The following is a 19,402-nucleotide window of genomic DNA, read 5'->3' as shown; positions in this document are numbered from 1 at the left end:
CATGAAACCATGCATACCATCGTAGTGGGTGTTAATTTTCGCACAGCGCCGGTAGAAATTCGTGAAAAATTATCCTTCATTGAATCCGAATTACCGCAGGCGATGCAAGCACTGCAAGAGCAGAAAAGTATACTAGAAAATGTAATCGTTTCGACATGTAACCGTACCGAGATTTATGCGGTCGTGGATCAATTGCATACCGGACGATATTATATTAAGCAATTCCTGGCTAACTGGTTTAAAATACCGATGGAATCATTTTCATCGTACCTGTTTATTTATGAAATGGACGGGGCTATGGAGCATTTATTCCGAGTAACAGCCGGAATCGATTCAATGGTGCTTGGAGAAACACAAATTCTTGGTCAAGTACGTAAAAGCTTCTTGGAAGGTCAAGAACACAGTACGACAGGGACCGTGTTTAATCAATTGTTTAAACAGTCAATAACATTAGCAAAACGTGCACATGCTGAAACCGCAATCGGAGAAAATGCCGTGTCTGTTTCATATGCAGCCGTTGAACTTGGAAAGAAAATTTTTGGTTCGCTTAAGCAAAAGCATGTTGTCATTTTAGGCGCCGGTAAGATGGGTGAACTTGCAACTAAAAACCTTCACGGCAGTGGAGCGGGTAAAATTACGGTCATTAACCGTACGTTAGAAAAAGCACAAATTCTTGCTGAGAAATTTGACGGACAAGCTAAATCCATGCAAGAACTTCAATGTGCACTACTTGAAGCAGATATCTTAATCAGTTCAACGGGATCTACTGATTTCGTTATTGATTTGGAGTTAATGCAATTTGTTGAACGTTTACGCAAAGGAAAACCATTATTCATGGTCGATATCGCAGTCCCTCGTGATCTAGATCCACGAATCGGCGATATTCCGAATGTATTCTTATATGATATAGATGATTTACAAGGTATTGTAGAAGCAAACTTAGCGGAACGTGAACGTGCTGCAAGTGAAATCATGTTGATGATTGAAGAAGAACTTGTTCAGTTCAAAGAATGGCTCGGTACTTTAGGTGTCGTTCCGGTTATTTCAGCACTTCGTCAAAAAGCAATGCAAATTCAAACTGACACGATGGCTAGTATTGAAAACAAAATGCCAGAACTGACAGATCGTGAACGCAAAATTTTAAATAAACATACAAAATCAATAATCAATCAATTATTGAAAGATCCGATTTTACAAGCGAAAGAACTTGCTGCTTCGCCGAATTCTCAAGCACAACTCCAATTATTCCAACAAATATTTGGAATTGAAGAAGAAGTAGCGCAAGAAAAAGAACGACAAATGATTGCGTTAAAAGAACGCATATCAAAAAGTGAAGAATCAATTAAAGCAATGATTCCTGGCTATTCATATTAATTCAAATGAGGAGGCGTTTTCGTATCTGTATGGTAAACTATACATGCGAAAACGTCTTTTTATTTAAGGGATATGTTATAGATTAGCCAAACTTTTCTATTTTTATCGTACATTTGCGCTTTGTGCACGTTCCGCATGAGCCAACAAGTATGAAAACCACATACTTGTGGGTCTCAAGCAACACGCTCAGCGGGCATGCTCCTGCGCAAGCTCGTCGCAGAAAGACTTTGCAGGCGCAAATGCACTCTTTCGTTTTCATTCTAAATCAATAGCCTTCTATATAAATAGCCACATTATTTATCGATATGGAGCAAAACTACGGAGACTCCCGCGGGAAAGCGGAGTAGTTTTGCGAAATATCATTTAGGTTGGGGGTTAACTCTACAAGTAAAAGGGCAACTTAATGTCGTAAGGAAAAAAGGGGTAAGGTAGTGGCGGATTTAACCATGACAAGGCTGCATGAAGGTATGGTGATCCTCTACGCAATCAGTCTTGTATTTTACTTCATTGATTATTTAGATAAAGATTCAAAAGCACACCGAATTGCATTCTGGATACTAGGAACTGTGTGGTTCTTACAAACAATCTTTCTAGTGCTCTATATTGTTGAAACGAAACGATTTCCAATATTAACACTGTTTGAAGGGATTTATTTCTATGCGTGGTTATTAATTTCGTTATCTATTGTGCTCCACGTAACCTATCGAGTAATGGTGCCAGTGTTTTTCCTTAATGTAATCGGATTTATTTTCATGACCATACATACATTCGCACCTGTACAAATAGAAAAATCCCCTATTGGTGAAGCACTCATTTCCGAGTTGCTATTCATTCATGTGACATTTGCGATATTGTCATATGTTGCTTTCTCGTTATCTTTTGTTTTTTCAACGCTGTACCATATATTGTACCGTTTGTTGAAGAAGAAAAAATGGACAAAACAGTTTGGCAAACTGCCTTCATTAGATCAAACCGAAAAAGGGATGACGGTTTCGATTGTTATAGGTATCCCTTTCTTACTCGTCAGCTTGATTCTTGGACTGCAATGGGCTTATGTATCACTCAATGAATTTTCACTGGTTGATATGAAAATCATTGGTTCATTTATATTGTTATTTGTTTATGGCTATTTATTTTATCGACGCCAAAAGGGGACATTACATGGGACAAGTTATGCATGGGGTCATGTATATGCATTTTTGTTAGTGTTAGTGAACTTCTTTTTAGGGAGCCGTTTATCGGAGTTTCATTTTTGGTATTAAAACTGACATAATTTTAGAGGGGTTGTTATAGTAGTGAGAAAAATTATCGTAGGATCTAGAAGAAGTAAACTAGCATTGACACAAACGAATTGGTTTATTAACCAAATGAAGCAAGCAGGAGCACCATTTGAATTCGAAGTAAAAGAAATTGTAACTAAAGGTGATCAAATTTTGGACGTGCAACTGTCAAAAGTGGGCGGTAAAGGATTGTTCGTAAAAGAAATCGAGCAAGCTTTATACGACAAAGAAATTGATTTTGCAGTTCACAGCATGAAGGACATGCCAGCAGAACTACCTGAAGGACTAGTAATTGGGTGCGTTCCGCCTAGAGAAGATGCACGTGATGCGTTCATTTCGACGAATCATGTGAAATTTATGGATTTACCGGAAGGTGCGGTCGTTGGTACAAGTAGTTTGCGTCGCGGATCACAGTTATTATTACTTCGCCCTGACCTTGAAATTAAATGGATCAGAGGGAATGTTGATTCTCGTTTAGCGAAATTGGAAACAGAAGAATACGATGCAATCATTTTAGCAGCAGCGGGCTTAAAACGCCTCGGTTGGAGCGACGATGTGGTGACGGAATATCTATCAACTGAAGCATGTTTACCAGCAGTAGGCCAAGGTGCTTTAGCGATTGAGTGCCGTGAAGACGATGAAGAATTATTAGCTGAACTTGCTAAAATCACGCATGAAGATACATGGAAAGCTGTGCAAGCAGAACGGGCATTTTTACTTGCAATGGATGGTGGTTGCCAAGTGCCAATCGCAGGATTTGCTACAGTTAATGATGGTAAAGTCGAGTTTGCGGGCCTTGTAACATCTCCAGATGCACAGCAAGTATTTAAAGACATGACTACGAATAGCGATCCAGAAACTGCGGGTAAAGCTGTAGCGAAAATATTGAGTGACCAAGGAGCATACGATTTAATCCAACAAGTTAGAGCCGATTTGAATGTCTAAAGAGTGTGATTTGCGAGGACAAACGATTGTCTTTACAGGTCAACCAAGGACGAATGAAGCGTTGCTGGAAGTGGAACGAATGGGTGGGCGAAGTCAGATTTTCCCACTCATACAAACACATGAAGTAACCACACAAGACGAAACGTTTATCGCTGAACTGCGCTCCTATGATTGGCTTATTTTTACCAGTCAAAATGCAGTGGCTGCCTTTGAACAAAAACTAGTAAGACATAATGTTCGTATAAATCATCTTCCATGTAAGATTGCGGCAGTGGGAAGTAAAACAGCGGAAGCGATACAAAAAGTTGGATTTCGTGTGTCGTTTATGCCGACTATTTATAGTGCGGATGTTTTTATACAACAATTTCCTATGGCCTCTAGCCGTTCGGAGAGATGCTTGTTTATCAAAGGGTCGCTAGCAAAAAAAACAATTAAAGAAGGTCTAGTACAGTCAGTCGATGAATGGACTGTGTATGAAACTTTGCCAGATGTTAAGACTGCGATAGAATTATTACCGTATATAGAACAACATGCCAACAGTATCGTGATCTTTGCTAGTCCATCAGCGGTTGAAGTATATGCACGTGAAATTGCCCCAACAACGGGTTGGAATCGAATTACGACAGCGGCAATCGGTCATGTGACAGCGGCTGCGTTAGAAAAACATGGAGCACCGGTTCATATTCAGCCGAAAACCTATACCTATTTAGCACTCATTAAGAAAATCGCCCAATGGAAGGAAGTCTCAAAACAAATGAAAGAACTTCAATTTAACAGACATCGTCGTTTACGTACCAGCGACACACTTCGTGCCATGGTTCGTGAAACTTATTTACATACAAATGATTTAATTTATCCGATTTTCGTCGCTGAAGGCGAAAATATCAAGAATCCAATTGCCTCCATGCCTGGTGTTTTCCAATTTTCACTGGACCATCTTGGTGCTGAAGTGGATGAAGTCGTGTCGCTAGGTATTCCATCGATCATTTTATTCGGTATTCCACTTGAAAAGGATGCTGAAGGAACACAAGCTTTTCACGATCACGGCATCGTACAAGAAGCAATTCGTTTCGTCAAAGAGCGTCATCCTGATTTAATGGTGATTGCAGATACATGTTTATGTGAATACACAGATCATGGTCACTGTGGAGTGATTGAAAACGGCAAGGTTTTGAACGATCCTACGCTAGATTTATTGTCTCGTACAGCAATAGCTCAAGCAAAAGCCGGCGCAGATATTATCGCACCATCAAACATGATGGACGGATTTGTGGCGGCAATTCGCTACGGATTAGATGAAGCAGGCTTTGCACATATTCCGATAATGTCATACGCAGTTAAATACTCTTCTGCGTATTACGGTCCATTCCGTGATGCAGCGAACAGTGCACCTCAATTTGGCGACCGTAAAACATATCAAATGGATTATGCGAACCGCAATGAAGCAATGCGTGAAGCGGCATCTGATGTTGAAGAAGGCGCAGATTTCTTGATTGTTAAACCAGCACTTTCCTATTTAGACATCGTCCGCGATGTGAAGAATAACTTTGATTTACCGATAGTCGCATACAACGTCAGCGGAGAATATGCCATGGTTAAAGCGGCAGCTCAAAATGGCTGGATTGATGAACAAAAGATTGTACTTGAAACACTTACAAGTATGAAACGTGCAGGTGCAGATTTAATCATGACGTATCACGCGAAAGATGCAGCACGCTGGTTGGAGGAGAAATAATGGGACGTATTTATGAAAAATCAAAACAAGCATTTAGTGAGGCAATTAATTTAATGCCAGGTGGGGTTAATAGCCCAGTTCGTGCGTTTAAATCAGTCGATATGGATCCAATCTTCATGGCGAGTGGGAAAGGTGCAACGATTACGGACATCGATGGCAATGACTACATCGACTATGTATTATCATGGGGTCCCCTTATTTTAGGACATTCTCATCCTGATGTGGTTTCTGCGATTCAAAAAGTGGCGACATCTGGTACTAGCTTTGGTGCACCAACTTTGATTGAAAATGACTTAGCAAAACTTGTGATGGAACGCGTTCCATCAATTGAAATGATCCGAATGGTGTCTTCAGGTACAGAAGCAACGATGAGTGCACTTCGTTTGGCTCGTGGATACACAGGTCGCGATAAAATCTTGAAATTTGAAGGTTGTTACCATGGACATGGAGATAGTCTATTGATTAAGGCTGGATCTGGTGTTGCTACACTTGGTTTACCTGATAGCCCGGGTGTTCCTGAATCGGTAGCGAAAAACACGATTACCGTTGCATATAATGACTTGGAAAGCGTACGTGCGGTTTTTGAACAATATGGGAACGATCTTGCTGCCATTATCGTAGAACCGGTAGCTGGAAATATGGGCGTAGTTCCGCCTAATCCTGGATTCCTTGATGGTCTTCGTGAACTTTGTTCGGAAAACGGAACAGTCCTTATTTTTGATGAAGTCATGACTGGTTTCCGCGTTGGCTACAATTGTGCACAAGGACATTTTGATGTAACACCTGATTTAACTTGCCTTGGCAAAGTAATTGGTGGGGGACTTCCTGTAGGTGCGTACGGTGGGAAACTAGAAATTATGTCTCAAATCGCACCAAGCGGTCCAATCTATCAAGCAGGAACTTTATCAGGTAATCCACTAGCGATGACAGCTGGTTTTGAAACATTATCACGTTTAACGCCAGAAACGTATGACCACTTCAATCGCCTTGCTGATCAATTAGAGGCTGGTTTCCGTGAAGCAGCATCCAAATATCATATCCCGCATACAGTAAACCGTGCAGGATCAATGATTGGATTCTTCTTTACGGATGAGTCTGTGACGAATTATGATGTGGCTAAAACTTCTGATCTACAATTGTTTGCGAAATATTACCGATTGATGGCTGAAGAAGGCATATTCTTGCCACCTTCACAATTTGAAGGCATGTTCTTATCTGCTGCCCATACATCTGAGGATATTGCCAAAACAGTTGCAGCATTCCATAAAGTGTTTGCACAATTATCATAAATCGAAAATCCTGGTACTCGGATGAGTATCAGGATTTTTTTATTGATAAATGGAAAGATTCTTAAATTCTGAAAGAATGAAAATCATGTCGGTCCAAAGTACCCTGGAATCCTTTCAAGTGCCAGTAGTTTAATAATCGAAGTCATATCCCACATCATAATAAATAAAGAAATATGTAGCAGTATGGCGTCCAAAGCGATCTGAATCCCTTCCTATGTCTGTGAAATCTTATGTTCGTGGCGTAACTATTTCCAAAAGTGATAACTTTCCACCTCTTTCATCTGCTATCATAAAACAGAATAGTTTCGCTTTACTAAAGATACATACACTATTAAGAGGTGAGATTTCCTGAACAACAAATTACTCATATTACGAACTTTCATCATAGCTGCAGCGACCGGGTTTTTATTTCAACAAGTGGGCATCTTTTTACCATGGTTACTCGGTCCAATGGCTTCCCTTTTACTATTACGACAATACACAAAAATAGAATTTGAATGGCCAAGACTGTTACAGAGAATTGGCCTAATCTTTCTTGGCATTCAAATCGGATCTGCCTTTACCAAAACATCAGTAGAGCTCATGTGGCAGGATTTCCCGTTAATGATCCTCATGACATTTTCCGTTGTAGGGATTGCCTTATTACTTAGTTATTTATTTATGCGGATGTCAGGTGAAACCACTGCCACGAGTGTCCTTGGTTCTTTACCGGGTGGACTATCACAAATGGTACTGATTAGTGAAGAAATAAAAACAGCCAATTCGACCGTGGTCACCATGATGCAAACTTTCCGTATCTTTGTGGTCGTTACCGTGGTGCCATTTTTTACGGCATTCCTTCCAAAAGGTACACATTTGAAAAACTTATCAATCGATGAATTAACCCAATTTAATATGACCCATTTTCTTGTTTTTGTGATCCTTGGTACATCCTTTTTTATAGGAATGAAAAAGATTCATTTTCCAGTACCTGAACTTATGGCTCCCATTCTTTCGATGGCCATTGTGCAATTCATCACGAATCATCCAGTAGTCGAAGTGCCTTCCATTGTGTTGATTCTTTCACAAATATTTGTCGGTGCTCATTTAGGACTATCACTGGAAAAAGTAAGAGACAAATTAACTTTTCGCTTGTTCGGTGCGATTGTTTTGACGAATTTATTGTTAATCGCATTTTGTATATTCATTACATACATACTGACAATGATTCACCCACAAAATACATTTTTAGATTTCTTTATTAGTGCAGCACCTGGTGGAATTGCAGAAATGTCAATCACAGCAATAGAGACTGGTGCGGACTTGTCCACGGTCACAAGTTTTCATTTATTTAGAATTTTCTTTATTTTGCTTATTGCTGGACCACTATTGACGTATGGAATGAAAAAATGGTTAAAAGCATAATTGTTTCAAGTAGATTCCTTTCAATAATTGAAAGCATAATGGCATGTTCTCTCGCATAAAATCTTTCACATAGCTTTGTGAAGGAGGACAAGAAATGAATCAAGTAAATTGGAATCTTCAAGAAGAATTTTATTTCCCTAAGAGTTTTGGTTTACCATGTAACGCACCTAAGGTAGAAGTAAAGCCGCAAGTTGAATTTCAACAATTAAATGGGGTGTGCAGTTTACATGGTGTTTACCATATCGCGGCGAATGTCGATTTTCAACCAGGTGAACATGAACACCATGGCACTTCTGAATGGACGTCAATTGAGGATTTGGACTTAAATGGAGAAACCGGTTATTTTGAATATGCCGTTCCATTGTTTGTTGAATTGCCACCTACTTATGTCCATGGGAATGTGAAACCAGAAATCCAATTATCAGACGTGAAGTCATCTGTGACGAAAGATAAGACGTTAAAAGTAGAGTGGAATGTCACGTGTTCCTATGAAAAACCTCAACCACCGGAGTCCTCATCAGTTGAAAGCAGCAGTTCATCGTCATCATCAGCAGAAGAGATGATCTTTATTGAGGAATCTCCCGTGGTGGAAGAGGAAAGTACATTGCCATTTTTCTTACGTGATCTAAAAGACAGTTACTCTGTATATGAAGTTAAATAATATTTTTATAAAACAAAAATAAAATGCAGCTCATGATACACAAAAGTAAAAAATCGAATGTTGTTGGGATGAAAATGGTGCGAATTAATTCGAAAACTGTAAGGGGTAATATAATGTCTTTACAATAAAAACGAGTCATCCTTAGCCATGGTGGCAAGAGATAGGGATTGTATCCTCTTCTCATGTAAATTCCTCCTTTCAAAAATACTTGACGACTAGACGTCAAGTCCTATACAATAATCACATCTTAGCAATATAATATGATTTACAACTAAATAAAGATGCATCGATTGGGAAGAGTAAAATGCTGTTGTTTTCCGTAGAGAGGAAACGCTTGGTGAAAGTTTCCGTTAACACACATTTGAATGTCGCCCAGGAGCAGTTTCTGTGAAACTAGAAGTAGCAGAAACCGGTTAAAAGCCGTTATATAAACTTGAGAGCGTGATGATTCTTTTTGGTCATCTGCGAATAAAGGTGGTACCGCGAACAACTCCTTCGTCCTTTTTGTGACGATTGGAGTTTTTTTGTATTCAAAAAATAGGAGGAACTTTTTATGACGGAACAACAACCACAACTTTCGACGAAGTATGATCCTAAAACAATTGAACAAGGACGCTACGAATGGTGGCTCAAAGGTAAGTATTTTGAAGCACAACCGGAAAGCGGGAAAGAACCATACACAATTGTCATCCCACCCCCAAACGTTACAGGTAAACTTCATTTAGGGCATGCTTGGGATACAACGCTCCAAGATATTCTCATTCGCATGAAACGCATGCAAGGATATGATGCACTATGGCTACCTGGTATGGACCATGCAGGGATTGCGACGCAAGCGAAAGTAGAACAAAAACTTCGTGCTGAAGGAACTACACGCTATGATTTAGGGCGTGAAGCATTTGTTCAGGAAACATGGAAATGGAAAGAAGAATACGCCGATCATATTCGTATGCAATGGGCAAAACTTGGATTAGGCCTGGATTATTCTCGTGAGCGATTTACACTTGATGAAGGCTTATCAAATGCAGTAAAAGAAGTATTTGTTAACCTTTATAACAAACAGCTCATTTACCGTGGGGAGCGAATCATTAACTGGGATCCAGCAACAAAAACAGCGTTATCTGATATTGAAGTAATCCATCAAGATATTCAGGGTGCTTTCTATCATATGCAGTACCCTTTAACAGATGGCACAGGTCATATTGAAGTTGCAACGACACGTCCAGAAACCATGCTTGGCGATACGGCTGTTGCCGTTCATCCTGAAGACGAACGTTATATGCATTTAATCGGCAAAACTGTCACGTTACCAATCGTAGGTCGTGAAATTAAAATCGTTGCAGATGATTACGTGGATATGGAGTTTGGTAGTGGAGCGGTTAAGATTACTCCAGCACATGACCCGAATGACTTTGAAATCGGTAATCGTCATAATCTTGAACGTGTGTTAGTGATGAATGAAGACGGAACGATGAATGGCTTGGCAGGTAAGTATGAAGGCATGGATCGTTTCGAATGCCGTAAACAGATCGTTGCTGACCTTCAAGAAGCAGGCGTGTTGTTTAAAATTGAAGAGCATATGCATTCAGTAGGGCATTCTGAACGTAGCGGTGCTGTAGTAGAGCCTTACTTGTCAACTCAATGGTTCGTTAAAATGCAACCACTTGCAGATGAAGCGATTAAATTGCAACAAGGTGAAGGCAAAGTCGAGTTCGTTCCAGATCGTTTTGAAAACACCTATCTACGATGGATGGAAAATATTCGCGACTGGTGTATTTCACGTCAATTGTGGTGGGGACACCGAATTCCAGCTTGGTATCATAATGAAACAGGCGAAATTTATGTGGGTCACGAAGCACCGGCTGATATCGAAAACTGGAAACAAGATGAAGACGTTCTAGATACATGGTTCTCATCAGCTTTATGGCCGTTTTCAACAATGGGCTGGCCAGACGAATCAAACGAAGAATTCAAACGCTATTACCCAACGAATGCGTTAGTAACAGGGTATGACATTATTGCCTTCTGGGTTTCACGAATGATATTCCAAGGAATTGAATTCACAGGAAAAAGACCTTTTGACGATGTATTGATTCACGGGCTCGTTCGTGCAGAAGATGGACGCAAAATGTCGAAATCTCTTGGCAACGGTATCGACCCAATGGATGTTATCGAAAAATATGGTGCAGATGCACTTCGTTACTTCTTATCGACGGGTTCATCTCCAGGTCAAGATCTACGTTTTTCTATTGAAAAAGTAGAATCTGTCTGGAACTTTGCCAATAAAATTTGGAATGCCTCACGATTTGCCATGATGAATATGGAAGGCATGAAGTTCGAAGACATTGATTTAAGCGGAGAAAAATCAGTTGCGGATGCATGGATTTTAACTCGTTTGAACGAAACGATCGATCAAGTAACAAAACTTGCCGAGAAATATGAGTTTGGTGAAGTGGGCCGTGCTCTTTACAACTTCATCTGGGATGATTTCTGTGACTGGTATATCGAAATGGCGAAACTTCCATTATACGGTGAAGACGAAGAAGCGAAGAAAATGACGCGTTCAGTATTAGCGTATGTTTTAGATAATACGATGCGATTACTTCACCCATTCATGCCCTTTATCACGGAAGAAATTTGGCAAAGCTTACCGCACGAAGGTGAATCGATTACAATAGCTGCATGGCCAACTGTAAACGACTCATTAACAGACAGTGCAAAAGCATCGAACATGAAGCTGCTTTCGGATATTATTCGCTCAGTTCGTACGATTCGTGCGGAAGTTCAAACACCTATGAGCAAAAAAGTACCGTTATATATTTCAGCAAAAGATGGAGAGACGCTAGCTGTTTTAGAAGCAAATGCGATGTATTTAGAGAAATTCTGTAACCCAGAACCTTTGGTGTTGGGTCAAGGAATCGAAGCTCCAGGTCAATCGATGTCAAGTGTCGTATCAGGTGCACAACTGTTCTTGCCATTGGAAGGCTTAATCGATATCGCAGCAGAAACTGCACGATTAGAGAAAGAACTTGAGAAATGGGCAAAAGAAGTGAAACTTGTTCAAGGTAAATTATCAAACGAACGTTTCGTATCAAAAGCACCAGAAGCAGTCGTAGCAGAAGAACGCGCAAAACAACAAGACTATCAAGAAAAATACACCATCGTTGAAAAACGTTTGGCTGAATTAAAGAATCTGTAAAATGAAGGGTGTCCCCAAAATTTGGGACACCTTTTTTGATATATAGAATAAATAAAGGGGTCTCAGTGAAAGTTATAAATGCACCTTAATTTGTGGCTGCGCTTGACCCGTCGAGGTAGTATCTTTAAAGCATAGAAACACCAAACGCTAGTAGAACATTTCCCCTCGATGCATAGCCACAATTGCCCTATAAATTGTGACTCAAATCAGCAATCCACACTCTAGTGGAACGCACGAAACCTAGTCACAAAAATTCTTTTACCAACAAGAAATAATTTCATATCTTTTCTACAAATGAACATGATAAAATTAAGTGAATTCTCAGACGCACTGAGAGTATTTCGTTTTAGGAGTGACCTATGTGTTTACATCAGTTGATAAAGTAATTGAATACATATATTCTATGGATCAGAAAACGGAGCGTAATGGTCGGTTAAGCCGCATCTCTGCGATCTTGGAGGTCCTTGGTAATCCACATGAAGGATTCCGTTCTGTGCACATTGCAGGGTCAAACGGCAAAGGGTCTACCTTGAATGCCCTGAAAGAAATACTAACCGCTGAAGGTCTTCTGGTGGGTAGTTTCATATCACCACACCTTGAAAGAGTAAACGAACGCATTATGATGAATGATGTGATGATTACAGATGAACAATTTATCCAATATATGAATCACATCTACCCATTATTGCAAGAAGGACAAGTTGGCGATGGATCAAATTTCTTTGAGATCTTAACGGTCATCGCGTTTATGTACTACAATGACATGAAGGTTGACATTGCTTTAATTGAAACGGGCATCGGTGGGAAATTTGATTCAACAAATGTCATAACACCACTTTTGTCAATCTTAACTTCAATCGCACTCGACCATACCCACATACTAGGGAATACATTAAAAGAAATTGCAACTGAAAAAGCGGGCATCATAAAAGCTCAAGTCCCCGTCATCAGTGCAGTGAAAGACAAGCAATCCGTCGCTGTAATCGAGGCTAAAGCCAAAGCTGAACAAGCACCGATTTATCAACTGTATAATGAATTCATGATTGAAAACGTGATGCAAGAAGCACACTATCAACGTTTTTCTTACCAATTAAATAATGAAACATTTAATGATTTACAATTGAAAATGATGGGGCATCACCAAGTTGAAAATGCATCACTGGCGATTACTGCTGCATTGTTATTAAATAAATATCATTCTTTCACGATTTCTGAAGAAAGCATTCGTCGAGGGCTTGTCACTTCTAGTTGGGCAGGAAGATTTGAAGAAATCACGCCAAATATCCTTATTGACGGAGCACATAACCCAGCGGGAATGGATGTGCTGTTACAAACGATTGATCAACGCTTCCCGTCGAAAAAAGTGCATGTCGTCTATACGGCAATCAAGGATAAAGACATTGGTTCTGTACTAAAAATGCTGGATGAAATCGCAAGTACATTAACCATCACTGAAATTCATGCGAAGAATGCAGCATTGGGAGAAGACATTGTTAAAGAAAGTCAACATCCTAATAAGAAGCTGATAACTGATTGGCAACAAGCGATCGATTACGCACTGTCATTAGCGGACGATTCTAGCATCGTGTTAGTAACCGGCTCACTCTATTTCATGTCTGAAGCACGACCATATTTGAAGCTAAAAGCTCATTCGGAAGTCGTATAATCAAGACCCTGCCTTTCCTTGGGGAGGTCACTGAAAAAGTCTATTCAATCTAAACAAGCGAGCCTTTCTTCGATAGATGGAGGAAAGGCTCGCTTCTTATTTTTATACACTGTACTTAATTATATGTGATCCATTTGCTTAGCCTCAACAAGCGTAGGCGCCTTTCAAGTGGTAGCCGGCTTCTCGCGAGATGCCTCAAAGCGCTGAAATGTTATTAACTGATACTTAGTCCAGTCTATAAAGGTGAATTTTTTCACTACTCTCTTCTTGAGAGGTTGGGTTCTTTTAATGTAAGGAAAGGGGACATCAAGATGATTCCAAAATTTGAGGACTACAAAAAACGTTTTCAATTAGAAAGTAAGAATGCTATTGAACCAGGTCTTGACTCAATCACTCGGGCATTGGAGAAAGTAGGCAATCCGCATAAGAAGCTACAATTCGTTCACGTAGCGGGTACTAACGGCAAAGGATCAACCATTGCCATGATGAATAGTATGCTGCAAGCACATGACATAAAAACTGCCTGCTTTTACTCCCCTTGTTTTGTGGATGTGCATGACCAAATTCAATTAAATGGACAAAACATCACGAAAGAACAACTGGATCATGTTTGCCAGTTAGCCAAGGCAGCGGGAATAAGTGGCACAGTTACAGACTTTGAGTTATTGACGGTTCTGGCTTTTCTTTCATTTGAACAATTCAATCCGAAGATTGTCTTACTGGAAACGGGAATGGGGGGACGGTTTGATAGTACCAATGTCATAAAGCCGTTAATTTCCGTCATTCCAAGCATTGCAATCGAGCATGAACAATTTTTGGGCAAAACAATCGAAGAAGTTGCTATGCACAAAGCGGGGATTGTTAAGGATGGCATACCTTTAATAATTGGACCATTAGATCAAGTTGCAGAACAGGTGATGGAGATTGAAACAGCTCAACACCGGTCTCCTTTAATGAAAATAAACACGGATTTCTTTTTTGAAAACGGTCACTACAAAGATTTTGCTGGCCATTCATTCTCAAATTTGTCGGTACCTTTTCATGGTCCACACCAACAAAACAATGCGGCACTGGCGATTCTTGCTGTCATTTATTTAGTTGAAAAAATGAATTTGCAGGTTAATGAAGAATTGATTCGAACAGGATTACAAACAGCTTTCATTCCGGGACGTTTTGAAAAGATGACAGATACATTATATTTTGATGGAGCTCATAACCCAGCAAGTGCACAAGCTCTTGTCGATACAATAAGAGGAATATTTCCAGATACACCGATTCACTTTTATGTCGGCATGATTGAAGGGAAAGATGCAGAAAAGATATTGCGGATCTTTGAAGAAATATCTTCTATTTTCACATTTATTGATTTTCCAGATTCACGAAGTATGTCTTCGCAGAAATTGTCGAGGATTAGCAAAGCTGCCGTCAGGAGAATGACTAAAGAACCAGTCAAAGATATTATGGAAACAATTTCAGAAAAACATGTGACAATAGTAACGGGTTCACTGTATCTTTTAGCAAATTTAAGATTAAATACTCATCAAAAGCTAGAAAATAATAAAAACTTAAGAGATGACAAAACTTTCTAACTTTGATACGATTAATTTCATGATAGATAAATTGTACTAGGATTGAAGGGACAGTTCATGGAGATTTCAAACCACGCAAGACGATTGATTTGGGTCATTTGGGCAGTAACTGTTCCTATTGGTCTTTATCTGGTTTATTATTTTGCACCACCTGGTCAAATTAATTGGCCAATGCTTGCTGGCTATGCCGCCTTGGCCATATTAACCACGTACTTCCCATTTAAAGTAGCAGGAATAACGATTTTTTTGGCACAGTGGATTAATCTTGCTATATTTTTGAAATATGGATTATTTGTGGAAATGATGATTATGCAATTCGCCGTTATCCCACTAGCTTTTCAATTAAAGATTACATTCAATGATTTTTACCGAGTGTTTTTTAATTCATTCATGTTCTTTATGGTTTCCATCATCAGCGGAATATCTGTTATACTAATGGGCTTTAAAGTTGGGACAACCGATGTATTTGACATCATTTTATTTGGTTTTATTTATCAAGCGATTAATATGTTTGTAAATCATGTATTGTTATATTCTTATTTACAATTAACGAAACAAGAGCATGAAGGGTTCTTTGGACAAGACACAATATGGGATTTTGCTGGGTTAGTAGTCACCTTCCCATTTGGCATTATGTTGTACTTACTCGATGTACATGTCGGGCCGATTGCCTTTGTTTTACTCGGAGTCCCATTTTTCATGATCTCTTTCTTAGTACGCTTATATAGCAATTCGGAGCGGGTCAATGAAGATTTAAATCAAGCAAGTGAGATTGGACATGAACTGGCCGAGAGATTAAGTGGAAAAGCGATTGTTGACTTATTTTTGTCTAGAATCACGAAAATGCTACCAGTGGATTATGCCTATATTATTGATATCGAAGATGGAGAGCTGCAATTTTTAAAAGCTGTTGAAAACAAAAAAGAAGTCCCTGTTTTTCAAACACATCTAGAAATACTCACGAGCGTTGTTGGGATTGTATATAAAAACGACAATTCAATTCTATTTAGCAGACAAGCGGAGTGGCATAGAAGTAATACGGATTTCTTGCCAGTCGACACCGAAAGTATTATCTCTGTCCCCATCAAGCGTAATCATACACTAGAAGGGATTTTAGTCATTGCCTCACGAAAAAAATATGCCTTTGAAACGCATCAACTTCAAATATTGAGTCTCCTTTGTTCTTACTTTGCCGTTTCTCTTGAAAAAGCAAAATACGTACAAGAAGCCGTATCGAAAAGTGAACGTTGTGGTTTAACGAAACTATACAATTATCGATATTTAGACCAACAACTGGAAATCAAAATGAACGAATTGTTAAATGGTGAACTTCGTCAGCTGTCATTAATCATGATGGATCTTGATCGATTCAAAGGGATTAATGACACCTACGGACACCAAAGCGGAAATGATATTCTGTTCAATCTAGCACGCTTCTTAGAAAAAGAAATTGGGGATCAAGGCATACTAGCCCGATATGGGGGAGAAGAATTTGTCGTGATTTTACCAAACTACTCTAAAAAGGAATCAGTTATTTTAGCAGAATCATTACGTGCTAAAATAGAGTCCACAACTTTCGAAGTGCAATCCGATTTAGGAGACCTGCCACAAATAGAGCACGTCAACATAACCATTAGCATAGGTGTTTCCACTGCTCCGGAAGACTGTGACGACGCCATGGCTCTTATTCGAAATGCGGATCGTGCACTTTATATAGGGGCTAAGCAAAAAGGTAGGAATCGGGTTGCGGAGTATATAAAGTAACATTGAGAAAGTTTGTAATGAGCCTATCTAGCGGGCTCTTTTTTTGTTGATTTATTAATAAATCAAGAAATAGTTTAAATATAATGACAAACCATTAAAAACAGTAGATAATACAGAGTAATTATACAGAAATGAGTAGATTATTATGAAAATAATGGAAAAATATCATACTCAAAGAGGTTTGACGCTTGTAGAAGTACTAGCAGCCCTCGTTATATTAGGAATAGTTTTCATCGGATATATGACCATTTTTCCACAGATGACTTTAACTAATGAAAAGACTGAGACAAAATTGGATACCATGAATTTGGCTAGGGAAGAAATGTCCAAGTTAACAAGCCTAACATATACAGAAACTGATTTAATGAATCTTTCAAATAAATTCATGATTGTGTTGAATGTCAATGATCAAGGGATGCCAGAACCAACTAAACCTTACACTGTTACTATGACAGGAGAAAACACCGAATATAAATCCTATAAAGTTGAAAATAAAAATAGTGATTATACCTTCACGGTAAATGTCTTTAATGTTGAAGAATTAGAGGGAAGTGTTTCGTTATATAAGGTCATTCTGAAAATTTATACAGGGGGGACAACTCCAAATAGTGAAACCTATGGATATCTCAAAGTATCAATTTAAGGTGGCAAAATTCCATGAAATATATTAAAAACGAAAAAGGGATAACTTTAGTAGAGTTGATAGCAGCATTAGCTCTAGTGACAATTGTAGCTATTTTAATTATGACCACCTTATCCATCGGGATTCAACGTTCAGTGATAGAAGGTGAAAAGACGCGAATCCAACAAGAGGCAAATTTAATGGTTTCTAAATTATTGGACATTCATCAAAAGGGAAATTGCTATCAATTGGAGATAACGCCTACCAAAGACTTAGTCGTCATATTTTACAACAATATTACGAAAACCACATGCGGGAGTGAAATTGCAAAGAGTCAGCCAATCAATAGCCAAAACTATAACATTAGAACTACTAATCCTTCCGAAATCTTCAAAATAATTAATCCGCGTTCTAATAATAATGCCATTAGTATCGTGTTATCATTAGATAGTAGAAGTACAATTACTTATGAAATAAATACTACACTATCGAGATATAAAACGAACTGAGGGGATTATCATGAGATACTTAAAAAATAATGAGGGTTATGCTTTGTTATTGGTGCTATTCTTAATTGTAATGTTTGTTAGTGTTTCCGCTGTAATTGCCAGTGCGTCATTCAATCATTCGAAACAAGAAGTTACGGTTGATATTAATAATCAAACTATTGTAGCTGCTGAAATGGGTGTTGATTACTTTAAAATCATCGGTGAAAATCAATATAATAATGTAAAATTCACGCACTATAATAAATTAATAGAAGAGATAAATACTTTATATACATCTGCCAATCCTAAATTCAAGGATCTTAGCGAAACTGAAAAAAATGCAAGATTGAAGCTTATAAAAGACAACTATCTAAACAGAATTGGAACGGAATTAGCAAAATTTTTTACGAACTATAAAAATGAAATCCCTGTTAATCCTAAACTCCACTACGAGATAGTCAACAATTCTACAGAATTACCACTGGATCTACCGACCGATCTACCAAAATATGAAATTGTTGGCAACAAAGTGGTGTTGACTGTAAAGGTTAAAGGCGTCTCAATTAACGAGGAGTCTATATTAACTTATGAGATGAGCATTCCAGAACCTGAACTAATTATTACACCTGTACAATCCAAAGTCACTCCTCCGTGGATACCTCCAAGTTTTGCGGATATGGAAACGACTATCAAGAATCCACCTACAAATTTACCCGCATGTAAGGACTTGATTCCGCTCGATAATAAAATGTGTAAAGGTGATAATAGTCTTAATCTGAAACAATTGAATAATACAACGGTTTACACAAATAACTATGATTATGGAACAGGGAACATAAACTATTCTCTTAAAAAATCAACATTCTATAATAATGGTACATGGAAATTGCATAATGCGATTGGTATGAGCGACGTTACGGTATTTTCTACCGGGAGTGTGACAGTTAAAAATATTGATGCTTCAAGTACCTACTTTCAAATTAAGGGGGATTTTACTGGTGATCAAGTACAATTAAGTAATTCCTCATTTAACATTGTTGGTAATTTTACATCAACGAAACACTTTTATGCTGTGAATACGAATATTTGTGTGAATGGTAACGTAACACTAGAGAAAAAGACTGAGCTTTTGAATACGAAAATATACTATACAGGTAATCTAATACCTTCAAAGTTAGCTGGAACGAATGTAAAAAAAGTAGATGTCACAACTCTTAAAAAAGAGTGTCCTGTAAAAAACCCTAATTACCCTGAAATAACTAATCCGGATATACCACAAAATCCAATTGTTAGCGCCTTTTGGGATGATCCTTATCTAGAAGTGAAATATTAATGTGAATAATATTGATAAATTCATGTATAAGATTACTAATGAAAAAAAGAGTA

At 38.5% G+C, this 19,402-nt stretch carries 15 protein-coding genes, 1 pseudogene and 1 other annotated feature; of the genes and pseudogenes, 15 read left to right on the top strand and 1 reads right to left on the bottom strand.

Translation table 11 applies throughout. The features are described from left to right. The first annotated feature begins 9 nt into the window (after window positions 1-9). The 8 genes and pseudogenes from hemA to GY23_RS14690 all read left to right on the top strand — a co-directional run bounded on the left by hemA (window position 10) and on the right by GY23_RS14690 (window position 8,688). Window positions 10-1,374 (top strand): glutamyl-tRNA reductase, encoded by a 1,365-nt coding sequence (gene hemA, locus GY23_RS14725; RefSeq protein ID WP_075619969.1) that lies wholly within the window; start codon window positions 10-12, stop codon window positions 1,372-1,374. A 431-nt stretch (window positions 1,375-1,805) separates the two neighbouring features. Then, a complete protein-coding gene (locus tag GY23_RS14720; protein WP_075619968.1) occupies window positions 1,806-2,636 on the top strand; it encodes a cytochrome C assembly family protein in 831 nt (276 codons plus the stop codon). A gap of 33 nt (window positions 2,637-2,669) precedes the next feature. Next, a complete protein-coding gene (gene hemC, locus GY23_RS14715) occupies window positions 2,670-3,599 on the top strand; it encodes a hydroxymethylbilane synthase (protein WP_075619967.1) in 930 nt (309 codons plus the stop codon). Then, window positions 3,592-4,305, top strand: a pseudogene (locus tag GY23_RS18830) (uroporphyrinogen-III synthase); the annotation flags it as partial. The gene hemC and the pseudogene GY23_RS18830, both read left to right, overlap by 8 nt. A 48-nt stretch (window positions 4,306-4,353) precedes the next feature. Continuing rightward, a complete protein-coding gene (gene hemB, locus GY23_RS18825) occupies window positions 4,354-5,334 on the top strand; it encodes a porphobilinogen synthase (RefSeq protein ID WP_075620151.1) in 981 nt (326 codons plus the stop codon). Then, entirely contained in the window at window positions 5,334-6,623 is a 1,290-nt protein-coding gene (hemL, locus tag GY23_RS14700) for a glutamate-1-semialdehyde 2,1-aminomutase (protein ID WP_075619966.1), read from the top strand. Before hemB ends, hemL begins: the two co-directional genes overlap by 1 nt. 348 nt (window positions 6,624-6,971) lie before the next feature. After that, on the top strand, window positions 6,972-8,027 hold the full coding sequence (locus tag GY23_RS14695) for an AbrB family transcriptional regulator (RefSeq protein WP_075619965.1): 1,056 nt from the start codon (window positions 6,972-6,974) through the stop codon (window positions 8,025-8,027). Between the two features lie 94 nt (window positions 8,028-8,121). After that, entirely contained in the window at window positions 8,122-8,688 is a 567-nt protein-coding gene (locus GY23_RS14690; protein WP_075619964.1) for a hypothetical protein, read from the top strand. On the opposite strand, the gene GY23_RS18820 is transcribed toward GY23_RS14690, so the two are convergent. After that, window positions 8,681-8,872, bottom strand: coding sequence for a hypothetical protein (locus tag GY23_RS18820; RefSeq protein WP_075619963.1), 192 nt, complete (start codon window positions 8,870-8,872; stop codon window positions 8,681-8,683). The two genes, GY23_RS14690 and GY23_RS18820, sit on opposite strands and share 8 nt — an antisense overlap. A 93-nt stretch (window positions 8,873-8,965) precedes the next feature. Continuing rightward, window positions 8,966-9,194: a binding site (T-box leader), on the top strand. 47 nt (window positions 9,195-9,241) lie between these two features. On the opposite strand from GY23_RS18820, the gene GY23_RS14680 reads away from it, so the two are divergent. The 7 genes from GY23_RS14680 (at window position 9,242) to GY23_RS14650 (ending at window position 19,349) form a co-directional block, all read left to right on the top strand. Beyond that, complete coding sequence (locus GY23_RS14680) at window positions 9,242-11,887, top strand: valine--tRNA ligase (protein ID WP_075619962.1); 2,646 nt, start codon at window positions 9,242-9,244, stop codon at window positions 11,885-11,887. Window positions 11,888-12,248: 361 nt separating this feature from the next. After that, complete coding sequence (locus GY23_RS14675; protein WP_075619961.1) at window positions 12,249-13,553, top strand: bifunctional folylpolyglutamate synthase/dihydrofolate synthase; 1,305 nt, start codon at window positions 12,249-12,251, stop codon at window positions 13,551-13,553. A 311-nt stretch (window positions 13,554-13,864) separates the two neighbouring features. Next, on the top strand, window positions 13,865-15,142 hold the full coding sequence (locus GY23_RS14670; RefSeq protein ID WP_075619960.1) for a bifunctional folylpolyglutamate synthase/dihydrofolate synthase: 1,278 nt from the start codon (window positions 13,865-13,867) through the stop codon (window positions 15,140-15,142). A gap of 57 nt (window positions 15,143-15,199) precedes the next feature. Next, window positions 15,200-16,906, top strand: coding sequence for a sensor domain-containing diguanylate cyclase (locus GY23_RS14665; RefSeq protein WP_075619959.1), 1,707 nt, complete (start codon window positions 15,200-15,202; stop codon window positions 16,904-16,906). Window positions 16,907-17,051: 145 nt separating this feature from the next. Continuing rightward, entirely contained in the window at window positions 17,052-17,549 is a 498-nt protein-coding gene (locus GY23_RS14660; RefSeq protein ID WP_075619958.1) for a type IV pilus modification PilV family protein, read from the top strand. 14 nt (window positions 17,550-17,563) lie between these two features. Next, a complete protein-coding gene (locus GY23_RS14655; RefSeq protein WP_075619957.1) occupies window positions 17,564-18,037 on the top strand; it encodes a prepilin-type N-terminal cleavage/methylation domain-containing protein in 474 nt (157 codons plus the stop codon). A 10-nt stretch (window positions 18,038-18,047) separates the two neighbouring features. Beyond that, window positions 18,048-19,349, top strand: coding sequence for a hypothetical protein (locus GY23_RS14650; protein ID WP_075619956.1), 1,302 nt, complete (start codon window positions 18,048-18,050; stop codon window positions 19,347-19,349). The last annotated feature ends 53 nt before the right edge of the window (window positions 19,350-19,402 follow it).

It is taken from the genome of Paenisporosarcina indica (genome assembly GCF_001939075.1).
Classification (GTDB): Bacteria; Bacillota; Bacilli; order Bacillales_A; family Planococcaceae; genus Paenisporosarcina; species Paenisporosarcina indica.
This window is presented reverse-complemented; position numbering and strand designations above follow the sequence as displayed.

Bases quoted from the DNA above. Each gene is read 5' to 3' on its own strand.
- hemA (WP_075619969.1), top strand. From the start codon at position 10: ATGCATACCATCGTAGTGGGTGTTAATTTTCGCACAGCGCCGGTAGAA.
- hemB (WP_075620151.1), top strand. From the start codon at position 4,354: ATGAAAGAACTTCAATTTAACAGACATCGTCGTTTACGTACCAGCGAC.
- hemL (WP_075619966.1), top strand. From the start codon at position 5,334: ATGGGACGTATTTATGAAAAATCAAAACAAGCATTTAGTGAGGCAATT.
- GY23_RS14690 (WP_075619964.1), top strand. From the start codon at position 8,122: ATGAATCAAGTAAATTGGAATCTTCAAGAAGAATTTTATTTCCCTAAG.
- GY23_RS18820 (WP_075619963.1), bottom strand. From the start codon at position 8,872: ATGAGAAGAGGATACAATCCCTATCTCTTGCCACCATGGCTAAGGATG.
- GY23_RS14680 (WP_075619962.1), top strand. From the start codon at position 9,242: ATGACGGAACAACAACCACAACTTTCGACGAAGTATGATCCTAAAACA.
- GY23_RS14670 (WP_075619960.1), top strand. From the start codon at position 13,865: ATGATTCCAAAATTTGAGGACTACAAAAAACGTTTTCAATTAGAAAGT.
- GY23_RS14665 (WP_075619959.1), top strand. From the start codon at position 15,200: ATGGAGATTTCAAACCACGCAAGACGATTGATTTGGGTCATTTGGGCA.
- GY23_RS14660 (WP_075619958.1), top strand. From the start codon at position 17,052: ATGAAAATAATGGAAAAATATCATACTCAAAGAGGTTTGACGCTTGTA.
- GY23_RS14655 (WP_075619957.1), top strand. From the start codon at position 17,564: ATGAAATATATTAAAAACGAAAAAGGGATAACTTTAGTAGAGTTGATA.
- GY23_RS14650 (WP_075619956.1), top strand. From the start codon at position 18,048: ATGAGATACTTAAAAAATAATGAGGGTTATGCTTTGTTATTGGTGCTA.